Here is a 12659-nt window from a genome sequence, read left to right as displayed (position 1 = left end):
ATTCAGAGCCCTGGCTCGCCGCTTGCCCGATCCGTTTTGGATAACGTTCAAGCTAAGCGCACCATATCGCTGCGTGCGCGTATCACCTACGCCCCCCATGGGTGTTTTCTCCCGCGGCGCCCATTACGCCCAAAAGGGGTGTGACGGGATGGGCGATGGGTTATACTGGGCATTCGTCATGAAACGGCGCGGCTGAAGGGAGGAGACCGTGGCCGATACCGCCTCGAAGCGGACCGCGGCGCCCGTCGGGCCGAGCCCGCTTGTCGCCCCGCCGGCCGTCCTCGCCTCGTCGTGTTGCCTCATCCTCATGTTCACAGGCGCCTGGACGTGCGACTACGCCGTGCTCTGCCTCGCGGCTCCCCCGGGCGACTACCTTTCCATACGCGGAACATCCCTGGCTGCCTACCTGCTGTTCTTCCTGCTGCTTTGCCTGGCGGCACGTCGACGCGAACGGCGGCGGGCAGCCGTATACGGCCTTTCGAGCGCCATCCTGCGCCGGGGAATGGCCTTGGGCTGCATCGGGCTGGTCGCAGGGTCTATCGCCCTGACGACGGCCGCCCCGCGAGACGACGGCGCGCTGCTGGCCCTCATCTTCCTGGTGAAGAGCGTCGGGCCGCCGCTGAGCGCCGCCGTGCTGCTGCTGTTCGCCTCTATGGCGCCCGCACGCGCATCGAAGGCCGCCGGCCTGGCCATGACCCTTGCGTTCCTGGCCGAATGCCTGCTCAGACTTGTTTTCGAGCTGACGCCCCTCGGTGGAGAGGCCGCGCTGATCTTCGGCGCGCTCTGCCAGATAGGCGGCTGCTGCGCCACCTCGGCGCTGGCCTGCCGCCACGGCTCGGCGCCCGACCCGCTGGACGACAGGCACGCGGCGGCGCAGCCCGGCTGGAGCCGCAAATTCCTCGTCAAAGCCTTGGCCTGCATCGCCGCCACGGCCCTGATGCTGGGCTACCTTCGCACGGGAGCCTCGCCGGGCAATTCGGTAGGAGCCATCGCCGCCGTCACGGTGTTCGTCGCCATCGCCGCCGGCGCCTGGTGCCTCCCGAATGCCGACACCCGCTCCCTGTTCGCCGCCGCAATCATCTGCGTTTCCGGCGCCTTCCTGCTGGAGCCTTTGATCGACCTTGCCGCGCCGCGGGCCAGCTCCGTGCTAGCCGACTGCGGTACCATCCTGTTCGAGATTCTCATCTGGGTCATCTCGGTATCTCTCGTACGTACGAGGCTCAGGATGGTTCGCGCTGCCGCCGGGACGCGGCTGGCAACGGTGTTCGGCCACTTCGCGGGTGCCGTAGCGGCCGCCTTGGCTGCCAACGCCGGCGCGCAGCTGCCCGAAGCGTCGCAGGCGACGTCGCTGGCGCTCGTGTTCGTCTACGTCGTGCTGCTGCTGGTCGTCGCCAGGGACTTCCCGCTTTTCTCGCCAGCGGACCCGGCTGCGGAAAGGGCCGCTTCGAGCCCTGGCGACGCAAGCGGCGAAGAAGCCGCCGCAAGGATGCTTTCGGCTGCAGGGGCGCCCGCCCCGGACGGCGCTCGCCGCGACGGCAATGCCGCGAGCGCAGGCGCAACCCCCGTCGACGAGAAGCGCTACTGGGCAGACCCATGCCGCGCCCTAGCCGACCGCTTCGGACTCACCCCGCGAGAGACGGAGGTGCTCGAACAGCTTGCCCAAGGCCGCGACCTGGCCTTCATGGAGGAGAAATTCGTGCTGTCGCGCAACACCGTGAAGATGCACGTGCGAAACGTCTACGCCAAGCTGGGAATTCACGGCAAGCAGGAGGCCATCGACCTCGTAGAAGCGACACGTCGCCGCTAATCGCCCGCATCGCCGGGCAAGATCTGCTGCCGCCGGCTCCCGCGTCGCTGGCCTGCCCCGCCTCCGCTAGCCGCCCGAGCCGCCGGCCAGCCCCGCAGCCGTTAGCCGGCCGCATCACCGGGCAAGACCTGCTGCCGTTAGCCGGCCGCATCACCGGGCAAGACCTGCTGCCGCCGGCTCCCGCGTCGCTGGCCTGCCCCGCCTCCGTTAGCCGCCCGCGCCGCCGACCAACCCCGCAGCCCCTAGCCGCCCGCGCCGACGGCCAGCCCCGCAGCCCCTTTCTGGCTGAAAAATCCGGCTTTGCATAAGGAAAGTGCCGCCCAACCATGCAAATCCGGAAAAACCAGCCATCCAGCCATGTAAAACCGGGTTTTTCAGCCATCGCCGATGTAAAAGCGGAAAAACCAGCCAAAAGTCGAAGCGCGCCGACGCACGACGCGAATTTCGGTCAGCGCTGCGGCGGCTAAGGCAGCTGTCGCAACAACGTCAGAGCTGCGAAGGCGGCAAAGGGTCGCGTCAATCCGCGCTCGCCAATGCGCACGCCTTTGAAAAACTACCCATATCCGTTCATTTTGTCCAGCGAAATTCAACGCTCTGAACTGGGAGTTTCTGAGTTACCGCAGATCAAAAGCTCGAAAACCGCCGGACAAAATGAACGGATATGGGCACTTCGGCGACGGTGGGCGCCGGGCGGCAAAAGGGGCGAAGGAAGACGAAGGAGCGGGCGACGGCGAAGGAGGCGAGAGGAGCGAAAGGAACGAAGGGGGCAAAGGGGAGCGCCGGATGACGAAAGGGGCGAAGGGGGGTGGGCGACGGCGAAGGAGGCGAGAGGAGCGAAGGGGGCAAAGGGGGCAAAGGGGAGCGCCGGATGACGAAAGGGGCGAAGGGGGGTGGGCGCCGGGCGGCAAAAGGGGCGAAGGGGGGTGGGCAGGGCGTCGCCAGCCCTCTATGCAGTCCCGTGCGCCCTAGGGAAGCTGCCGCAACAGGGCCAAGGCCGCCTGGGCCAAGCCGGCGTAGGGGGAATCGGGCGCCAGCTCGATGGTGCGCTCCATGAAAGCGGGCATCCAGGCACCGGCATGCTCTTGGACGAAGCGCTGGGCCCTCTCGCCCCAAACAGCCGCTTCCCCGTCGTCGCCACAGCGCAGAGCCTCAGCCTGGTGCGCGTACAGGTAGGATAGGAACTCGAACTCCTCGAACACTCTGTCGCAAGGCTCGACGCGGTCGTCCTTCGCCCGCACGCCCGCCTCGCGCATCTGGCGCTCGACGTCCAGCGTCACGCGGGATCGGAACAGCGCCGGGGCCTTGGAAAGCCCGCGCTGCACGTGCAGGAACGCACTCTCGTAGGGGAAGATGGGCGTATGGCCGCCGGGGGCCAGGTACAGCAACGAATAGGTGCGCCGCATGGCAGCCAGAAGCCCGGCAGCGTCGGCGCCCTCCCAAGGCGCAAGGGCTGCAGCCGCAGCCGCTGCATCGCCCTCGGGCACGCCGGCGTCAGCCAGGCAGCTGCGCACGTCGCTTGCCACGGCGCCACTTGCGACCCCTTCCGCGAAGGCCGCATCGGGAAAGGCGAACGCGCAGTCCAGCAACTCGCAGGCATCGGCCACGCCGATGGCCCTGCGTACCGACTCCAACTCCATCCTCATCTCCCCCTCCAACGCAAAGGGGCGGCGCCGGCAACGAGGCGCCACCCCGCACATCACGACCTACTGCAGGTAGTACACGTTCGGCTGCGTGCCGGCGCTCTCCATCAGAAACACCGTGTCGCGGCCCTGGATGGCCTTGGACACATCCGAGCTCGGGTCGTCCAAATCGCCCCAGTAGCGGGCGCGGCCCGGGCACAGCTGCATGCACGCGGGCACCTCGCCGCGGTCGATAAGGTTCTTGCAGAACGTGCACTTCTCCACGGTGCCGGCCACATGGGGCGGCGCGTCGTGCTCGCCCACAACCACGTCAAGATAGTACTCCGGCGACTTCACCAGCGTGCGCACGTTTTCGTAGGGGCACGCCTTGATGCAGGACTCGCAGCCGATGCACAGCTCGCTGTCCACCGACACGATGCCGGTCTCGGGGTCCTTCGAGGTGGCGCCCGTGGGGCAAGCCGCCTCGCAGGCCGGGTTCTCGCAGTGCTGGCACTGCACGGGCAGAAACACCATAGTGCAGTTGGGGAAGGTGCCGCCGGCGTTGTCGTTGGCAAGGGCCCCCTTCACCACCGCGGTGCCGAAGGAGCCCTCCCAATCGCGATCGGGCTTGGTGTACACGATGTTGTAGGCGACGTCCTTGGGATTGTTGTTCGCAACCTTGCAGGCAGCAGCGCAGGCCTGACATCCAATGCAACGGCGCAGATCGATGGCCATTCCGTAACGAGTCATCTATCTCAGCCTCCTTAGAGCTTCTCGATGGCCACAGCGCAGTCGAAGTACGACTGGTTCCTGCATGCCTGGTTGTATTCATTGAACGTGGTGCGGGCAAGGTCGCCGTCGATGTGCTCGCGGGTAAGGAAGCTGCGCGGGCAATGGAGCGCACGGCGCTGCTGGCCAGGATTGATGGTGGCGAGCAACGTAACCGAGCCGCGGTCGTTGTACAGGCGGATGGTGTCGCCTTCCTTGATGCCGTACTCGGCGGCATCCTCCGGGTTGATGCGGCAAACGGGCTGGCGCTCGAACTCCTTCAGATAGTCTACGTCGTACCACTGGGTGTGGGCGCGGGTGCGCATATGCTCGCAGCAAATGGTGAAGGGGAACTGCTCGCGCAAGGGATTCGACAGGTCGGCCTCCTTCGCCGGCTCCCAATAGCAGGCGAACTTCTCCTTCTCGATGTCTACTTCCTGGCCCATGTTGTAGTCCGGCGCTGCCGTTTCGCGATAGAACATGGCGCGTCCGGACGCCGTACCGAAGATGCCGCCCTCGAAGGCAATGGTGGGATCGTTGGAGCACTTCAGGTAGTTCTTCTCGCGAATCTTGTCGATGGTGATGCCGTTCTCCACGCCGTAAGGAGTGGTGAGCAGCACATTGAGATACTCGTCGTCGGTGAAGTCGAAGAAGTCGCCGTAGCCCATGGCGTCGGCGATCATGCGGTAGATCTCGGCGTCGGGCTTGCTCTCGTACAGCGGCTCAACAGCCTTCTCGTTCCACAGCAGGTACGGGTTGGTGTAGTAGCGGACGCGCAGGTCGGCGTTCTCGAACCAATGGCATGCCGGCAGCAGGATGTCGGCGTAAAGGGCCGTGTCGTTCATGGTCATGTCCTGGACCACGAAGAAGTCCAGCGCCTTCAGCATCTCGATGGTACGGTTCTGCTCGGTCTGGTTCGACACGATGTTGGTGCAGGACACGTAGAACGCCTTGATGGGGAAGTCCTCTCCCATCTTCTTGCCCGTAAGTACGATATTGTTGCAGAAATCAGTCCAGTTCAGAATCGCACCGATACCTTGCGGCGCCTCGCCGGAGGAGCTGGGCATGGTGATGGCGGCTTCAACGTTGCCCTCGCCGAAGTTCGGCTCGCCGGTGAACAGGCCCGAACCGCTGCGCCCCATCTGGCCTGCCACCAACAGCAGCGCGTTGACGCACTTGGAGCTGTACATACCGTTGTTGTAGTGGTTCAGCCCGAACTTCATGTCGGTCTGCACGTCGCCTTCCTGAGTGTACAAATGGGCCAGATGCTGGATGTCCTCGGCGCTCACGCCGGTCACCTCGGTGGTGCGCTCCAGGGTCCACGGCTCCACGGCCTCGCGGATCATGTCCATCTCGGTTCGCACCTTGATGCCCTCGATCTCGGGCACGTTGCCAAGCGCCGGCCTTACCGCTTCGGCGGGCAGCGCGGGGGCCTGGGTCTCCTCGTCCCACACCAACTGCGGGTCCACGGTCACTTCCTGGCCCTGCGCATTGGTAGTGGTGGTAGGCTCGACGCCAAGGTCGCTCATGCGCAGGAACATGCCGTCCTCTTTGACCAGGTAAGGAGCTTCGGTATGGTCGCGAAGGAAGTCGGTGGCCTCCCAGCCCTGCTCCAGGATGTAGCGGATGGCCCCCAGCGCCAAGGCGCCATCGGTAGCGGGATGCACGGGAATGAACCAGTCGGCCTTGGAAGGCATGGTGCGGAAGGCGATATCTATGACCACCAGCTCGGTGCCGTTGTCGCGCGCTTCCAGGAAGAAGTGGGCGCGCTGCTTGTCGGACACGGCGATGTCGCCGCCCCAGATCACATGGTGCTTCGCATTGACGGTATCGGAGCAACGGTTCGCATAAGGCCCAGCGCCGAACATGTAAGCCCAGGCCATGGGCGTAGCGATGTCACGATCGGGCAACACGCGACTGCCGCCCATGACGGCGAGCAGGCGCTTCATGAGCGAGCCTTCCGGCGCCGCGCCGCCAAGGGTTGCCGTGTTGCCGCTGCCCAGGAACATGGCGATGGACTTCGGCCCGAACTCCTCGGTGTAGGCCTTGAACTTGTCCGTGACCTCCTTGATGGCCTCGTCCCAGCTGATGCGCTCGAACTTGCCCTCGCCGCGCTCGCCCACGCGGCGCATGGGGTACTGCAGGCGTTCGGAGCTGTAAACGCGCGCCGGCTGCGTGAGGCCCTTGGGGCAGATGCGGTCGAATTCGGGCCCGTCGTCGAAGTGGCCGGCCGTGGTGCGCACTACCTGGCCGTCGCGCACGTGGACGTTCAGGTAGCAGCCCTGGCCGCACTGGGCGCGGCAGGCGCCGGCGAAGATCTTGGTCTCGGGAACCGGAACCGCGTCGGCCTTCACCTGGGTATCGCCCTGCGAGGAATCGGCTACTTGATCGGCGTCGATCTCCTTCAGGTTGTCGGTCTGGGAGCTGCAGCCCACCAGCGCACCGGCAGCGGTGAGCGCAGCCGCACCCTTGATGAAGCTTCTGCGGGTGAACCCCTGCGTCGTTTGTTCAGCCATAGGTCTCCTCCTGTCGAAATGGCCGAGCACTCGTCTTCGCCTGCACCCACGAGGGGTACGAGGGGGACGGCCCCTCGCTTCGGCAAGCTGAAAAGCCCTCTCCCCGGGCTTCTGAGAGCAACTTTACGGCTGGGGTCGAAACGAAGCTATAAATCGGCCGTTAGTTTTGGTCCGTTTCGGGAAACCGCCGGTTAAAAAAATCTTAACGGCAGATAAATTCCCTGGTCAAACCGGTATCAACAGAGCTGCTCCACGGCTTCTGCCATCTTGTAGCCCACCCGCTGAACCGTTAACAAGTACCTCGGCTCGGAAGGGTTCTCCTCGATCTTCTCGCGAATCTTGCGCACGAATACGGTGATGTTGTTAGTGGGCTTGAGCCCCTCGTCGGACTCTCCCCACACGTGCTCCTGAATCTGCTGGCGGGTGAACACCTTGCCGGGATGGGCCGCCAAGCAGGCAAGAATCTCGAACTCTTTGGTGGTGAGCGGCACCACCTGCCCTCGAAGCCGCACCTCGTACTCCCCGAAGCGTACCTCCAGCTCCCCGATACGCGCCGACCCCTTCCGGTTGTGCACGCGCGAGAAATCCAGGTCCTCCTTGTGGCGACGGATGTTCGCCTCGATGCGCAGCAGCAGCTCGGCGGCATCAAAGGGCTTCGTCACATAATCATCCCCGCCCACGCGAAAACCGATGCTCTTGTCCACGATATCGTTCTTCGCCGAGAGGAAGATGACGGGCACGCGCCGGCCCTCTTCGCGAATGCGGGAGCACAGGTCGAAGCCGTTGATGCCCGGCAGCATGACGTCAAGCAGCAGCAGGTCGGGCTTCTCGCGGGCCAGCAACTCCATGCCGCTCACCGCGTCGGCCGCCCCCACGTAGGCGTAGCCGTTGGTCACCAGAAGCTCCTCCAGGGCCTGGCGCAGCTCCTCCTCGTCGTCGATCACCATGATCTTGTGCATTAACGTCTCCTTGCCCTCGCTCGTCTTCCCGCCTCGGCTGAACGCGCCGGCCCGCATCCGGTCGCGCCGCCCGCATCCCGCTCGACCGCGCGACCCGCCTGCTCAGCCGCACACGCCGCCGTCTCCCGTCACATGCGCCGAATCACTCGTCCCCGTCCACAATCAGATTCGCTGGGATGGTTATGGTGAAGGTGGCGCCCTGGCCAAGCCGGCTTTCCACCGACACCGCGAATCCCTGCAGGTCGGCGTACTCGCGCACCAGGGCAAGGCCCAGCCCGCTTCCCGCGTACTTGCGCGTAGAAGTGCTGTCCACCTGCACGAAGCGTTCGAAGATGCGCCCCTGGTCCTCGTCGGCGATACCGATGCCGGTGTCGCTCACGGCGATCACCACCGCCGCCGGCTTCTTCGCAAGCGTCACGCGCACGTCCACACTTCCGCCATCGGGCGTGAACTTGATGGCGTTGCTGGCCAGATTCTCCACCATGCGGGCGGTCTTCTCGTAGTCGCCCATCACCAGCGGCACATCCGAAGCTACCGATGCGGAGAAGGACACCTCGTAGCGGGTCGCCAGCGGCGCCATGGTACCGCGCACCAGCGCCACCACGTCCCCCAGGTCCATGGGCTCGCACGTGGCATGCACGGTGCCGGCGTCGGAGCGGGCGATGTCCAGCATGTCGTTGATCATGGTCAGCAGGATCTGGCTGTTCTTCTCCACGTGATCCCAGGCGCGCCGCTCCTTGTCGCTGTCGGGGCCGCACGCGTCGCGCGATATCTGGGCGAAGGTGATGATGGAGGTCAACGGTGTGCGCAGCTCGTGGTTCACCATGGACAGCATGTCTGACTTGAACTGCGTTTCCTGCGCCAGCTCGCCGTTGAGCTTCTCCAGAGAGTCGCGCTGGCGCTCCAGCAGCTCGTTGGCCTGGCGCAGCTCGCCGGTGCGCACCTGCACCTGCGATTCCAGATGCTCGTACATGCCGCGCAGCTCGCCCGCCATGCCGTTGAACTCGTCGATGAGGCTTCCCACCTCCTTCGCCGCATTGCCCTCGTCGACATAGGTTTCCAGGCGGCCTTCGCCCATCTCCTCGAACGCGCCATGCAAACGCCCCAGCGGCTTCATCACGAACTTGGTGGTGGTCAGATACACCACCCCGCCTATCACCATCATGAGCAGCAGGAAGAACAGCGTGTCGTGGATGACGTTCTCCCGAAGCGCTTGCTGCTGCTGGTCCATGGGAATGACGATGCTGATGGCACCGCCAACGCCACCCCGTTCCCAGCCCTCCTTCGCGTGCCCCGTTATGTCCAGCTCGCCGGCCGGAGAGCCGTGGCACTCCAAGCAGCTCTCGTCCACCTCGAGCGCCTGCATGTAACGAAACCGCTGCTCGCCGTTGTAGTCGGCCACGCCGTAGCGTTCCGTCACCGAAGAATCGACGTAGAACGATGCCAGGGCTTCCGACTCGAACGCGTCGGGGATATCCTGCTCGCTGCGAGGGTCGAAGTTCGTGTAGCGGATGGCGTAGTCGCTGCCCACGGAGAACAGGCGCCCCACGCTTTTGCCCACCACGGCGCAATGGAGGCCTTTGAACTCGTAGGTGCCGTCGGAGGTGTTGTTGATGGTGTGTTGCGAGTTGTCCATGAACTGCCACACCGCGTCCATCTCCCGAGCGAAGGTGCGGGCCTCTTCCAGCAAGGCGGCCTCGGCCTGGCGCTGCTGGGAGCCGATATCGAACATGACGAACGCGAAGAACGACAGGGAAAACGCAGCCGTAAGCACGGCCAAATAGATGGTCTTCAGGCTGAACCTGCGATGTCTCATGGCTCCCTGTCTTCGCCAAAACCCTCCGCCTACGCGCAGTCCCGGGAATCCTACCATACCGACTCACCGAGTTCAAAGGAGCCGCGAGGTCAGCGATTGCTCTACCTCAACGCCCTGAACACCTTCTCCCCTCACAGTGAGCTCATGCGATAATCCCTGATGGCAACCAAGGTCGCGTCGGCAAAGCGGGCAATAGCATCTGCTTGGACCCACCGGCCGTCCTCCCGATAGCGAAGCGAGACGTCGCGTCGGCGGCCCAGTCGCAGACCGCCGATGGACAGCTGTACGCTACCCGGCACTTGACGCTCCTCGGTCCGCACCCGCACATCCGAACCGCCCAGGGCCCAGGCCGCCAATCCCGCATCCCGCCAGCTGCCTGTCTCCTGGTAGACCGCTAAAGCAGCCAATGAACCGAATCCATCGTCGGCTTCCTCGACCACCTGCATGCTCCGCTCGGTCCTGCCGAGAGCGCCCGTGGACACGATATGGGACTGCTTGGTGAAATAATGTTTCTGCCCGCCTACGGAAATGCCCCAGCGGTACAGTTCCCACACCCCCGAGCCATCCGTAGCCCGAAAGCTCGCAATCACTTTATCGGCACCGCTGCTATCCTCCGCCATCCCCATAGCCTCCCGCTATCGAAAGACCCCGCATTTTGTGTAGCCCATTCGATTGTGACAGAAGCTGCGCCGTTTGTCGTGCAATTCGCCCATGAAAAAGGCCCTGCGATTGCGCCACCCCTCTTTCTCTCACCTGAGAAACGAAGGGCAGCCCAACTCGCCGGGCCTTCTTCGCAAGAATCGGAAACCTATAGCAAAAGGACGCAGCTAAACCTCAGCGCCCATAGTCCTTCCGGCAATGAGGCCATAGCCGATGGCCTGCGTCAAGCCGATACGGTACATGGCGCCATCGCGGTTCTCGACGGAGCCGGTAACGTCGCCCGCAGCATACAGGCCCTTGATGGGCGAGCCGTCCTCGCGCTGCACATGGCACGCTGGGTCGATCATAAGACCGCCTTGTGCAATATAGGGCGTCGGCGTGACCTTGATCGCATACATGGGGCCGTCGACCAACATGGTGCGCAGCTTGACGTTGCCGAACTCGTCTTCGGTGCCGTTCGCGACGCACTCGTTGACCGCGTCAAGAGAAGCTACCAACTCCGGAAGGTTGAGCTTCTCGGCGAGATCGCGGTAGTTCTCCCCTTCCGTCGCGTCGCCCGTTTCCAGCAAAAACGTGTAGTCCAGGCGGTACGAATTGCCGGAAGGAACCATTCCCTGACGGGATATCTCGTCGAACACCCAGTAGAAATCCGTGGAGTCCTGCTCCTTGAACTGCCTCAGAGCCTGCTTGTACTCCAAGCTCTCGCTGACGAATCGACTGCCGTTACCGTTCACGACAACGCCCGGGCACACGTAGTGAATGTAGGAGATTTCGGCGTTCGATACGGCTCCGGAGTAATGGCTGGTGACCCCTTGATCCATGGCGACAAGGGCAGCCCCCGCATCTTGCCCCATGAGCATGCCTTCGCCCGTCGCCCACGGCGGAGCCATGATGGTGAACTTCAAGTCGTCGGGCTGGTACTGCTTCATCAGGTCTTTATTGTAGGCATAGCCGCCGCTGGCAAGCAGAACCGCCTTAGACGAGACGTTGTAGGTTGTGCCGTCCGCACCTTCGGCAACAAGCCCTCTCACGGCATCGCCGTCCATGACCAGCTTGGTCACCGGCGCTTCGGTGATGATATTGACCCCAAGCTGATAGGTGAGGTAGTTGGTGATGATATCCAGGCAGAATTTGCCGCCGATAGAGAACGCGCCCGGCGCAAGCTGCGGAGCCGGCCAGTCACTAATCGGACAAAAGCCCACGCCGATATTAATCATCTTGTCCGTCGCGTCGCGAACCGCTTCGAACATGGGCTTGATGAAAGGCATGTCGGGGTTGTAATAGGGGCTATCGGGTTCGATTCTGCCGTTGAGGTACTGATCAAGCTGAGCCTGCATAGTGTTCCAGCCCTCAAAGATCTGCTCCGGCCCCCACGCCTTCTGAATGATCGTCTCCTGAGCGTTCCAGGCCGTGCTCGTAATGGGAAGGCACCCTCCGACATAGGGCATCTTCTCGAAAACGATGACGTTCTTCCCATCCTCTGCCAGCTGCCAAGCCGCCATAAGCCCAGCCATGCCCGCACCCATGATGGCGACGTCGCACTCCTTGGACACATCGCTTTTCTGGAGTTCGGGCGCCACGTAGCCCTCGAAATCGCGCGCATCCCCACCGGCATTGCCTATAGCCTCGCGGACGGCATTCCGAATCGCCATGCTCGTCAGCGTGGCTCCGGTCACGCAATCGACATCGACGAACTGACTTTCGACGATTCGCTGCGGCATGGCCTTCACGGCGGCTTCGCCGATAACATAGCTTTCGCGGTTGTTGAGCACGGCCACTTCGGCAATCTTCCCATCGGCAATCACGGTTTTAACGTTGATGGGGCCATGCATGCTCACCGCCTTCGTCAAATAGATTCCGTCGGTGAACACATCGGGGGCAGCAACCGCATCGGTCTTCTTCGCATCGCCCTCTTCCGCACGACCGTCCCGATCGTTGTCTTCTTTCGCGCCGTTGGCTCCCGATCCGCTGCTGCAGCCAGCCAAAATACCCGCCGCTGCAATGCCTGCCGTTCCCGCAGCCGCGCTCGCGAGAAACGCACGCCGGCTCATGGAGCTGTCGATACCCGTTTTCGTCTCCCTCATATCAACCCTTCCTTTCCTTTCGCTCGCCTGCCCTTCGCAGACTCCCAACAGCTGGCCGAACGACCTTCCTCGCTCATTCGCACACGGCCGCTTCGACCTAGAAGGAGTCTATCGGGAGGCAACCACCGCCCAAGGGCCCATGGTTGCGGAAATAATGGGTAAGCAGCGTCATAGGGTTTGGTATTTCTTAGGTATAGATCATGTGAGCAGGCATGATGACGAAGGCCTTGAAACGGCGCGAAACGAGGGAAGCGCGGTTGTGCCATAATAGCGACAAGGAAGGAATCAACCAACGCATAGGGGGGGGGGTGACGCCAGCATGTCTCTCAAGAGCTCAGCTCGCAGGGGGAGGGAGCCGTGGGCAAGACCCGCCGTGCTCTCGCCTGCAGATGCCCCTCTTGCCGCTCTCGTTATTCTGGGGTTCGGACTA

General features: G+C 63.5%; 9 protein-coding genes. 2 read left to right on the top strand and 7 right to left on the bottom strand.

The features are described 5' to 3' along the window. Window positions 1–208 precede the first annotated feature (208 nt). Complete coding sequence (locus NFR41_RS00940; protein WP_251230320.1) at window positions 209–1807, top strand: helix-turn-helix transcriptional regulator; 1599 nt, start codon at window positions 209–211, stop codon at window positions 1805–1807. Between the two features lie 326 nt (window positions 1808–2133). Next, on the top strand, window positions 2134–2274 hold the full coding sequence (locus NFR41_RS00935; protein ID WP_251230319.1) for a hypothetical protein: 141 nt from the start codon (window positions 2134–2136) through the stop codon (window positions 2272–2274). Window positions 2275–2772: 498 nt separating this feature from the next. On the opposite strand, the gene NFR41_RS00930 is transcribed toward NFR41_RS00935, so the two are convergent. From NFR41_RS00930 to NFR41_RS00900, 7 genes are all read right to left on the bottom strand, one after another. Then, complete coding sequence (locus NFR41_RS00930) at window positions 2773–3450, bottom strand: molecular chaperone TorD family protein (RefSeq protein WP_251230318.1); 678 nt, start codon at window positions 3448–3450, stop codon at window positions 2773–2775. Between the two features lie 60 nt (window positions 3451–3510). After that, complete coding sequence (locus tag NFR41_RS00925; protein WP_160213346.1) at window positions 3511–4176, bottom strand: 4Fe-4S dicluster domain-containing protein; 666 nt, start codon at window positions 4174–4176, stop codon at window positions 3511–3513. Between the two features lie 14 nt (window positions 4177–4190). Further along, window positions 4191–6710: a molybdopterin-containing oxidoreductase family protein gene (locus NFR41_RS00920; protein WP_160213345.1), complete on the bottom strand. Its 2520-nt coding sequence runs from the start codon at window positions 6708–6710 to the stop codon at window positions 4191–4193. Between the two features lie 236 nt (window positions 6711–6946). Further along, window positions 6947–7669 carry a response regulator transcription factor gene (locus NFR41_RS00915; RefSeq protein ID WP_160213344.1) on the bottom strand — a complete coding sequence of 241 codons (723 nt, stop codon included), beginning with the start codon at window positions 7667–7669 and terminating at the stop codon, window positions 6947–6949. A 142-nt stretch (window positions 7670–7811) separates the two neighbouring features. Then, window positions 7812–9485 (bottom strand): c-type heme family protein, encoded by a 1674-nt coding sequence (locus NFR41_RS00910; protein WP_251230317.1) that lies wholly within the window; start codon window positions 9483–9485, stop codon window positions 7812–7814. A gap of 131 nt (window positions 9486–9616) precedes the next feature. Beyond that, window positions 9617–10105, bottom strand: a complete 489-nt coding sequence (locus NFR41_RS00905; protein WP_251230316.1) for a hypothetical protein — start codon at window positions 10103–10105, stop codon at window positions 9617–9619. Between the two features lie 207 nt (window positions 10106–10312). Further along, a complete protein-coding gene (locus NFR41_RS00900; protein WP_251230315.1) occupies window positions 10313–12229 on the bottom strand; it encodes an FAD-dependent oxidoreductase in 1917 nt (638 codons plus the stop codon). Window positions 12230–12659 lie beyond the last annotated feature (430 nt).

The organism is Adlercreutzia aquisgranensis (assembly GCF_943193145.1).
In the GTDB taxonomy this organism is placed as follows: Bacteria; Actinomycetota; Coriobacteriia; order Coriobacteriales; family Eggerthellaceae; genus Xiamenia; species Xiamenia aquisgranensis.
Note: the sequence above shows the minus strand (reverse complement) of the source record. Positions and strands in the feature narration are given on the sequence as shown.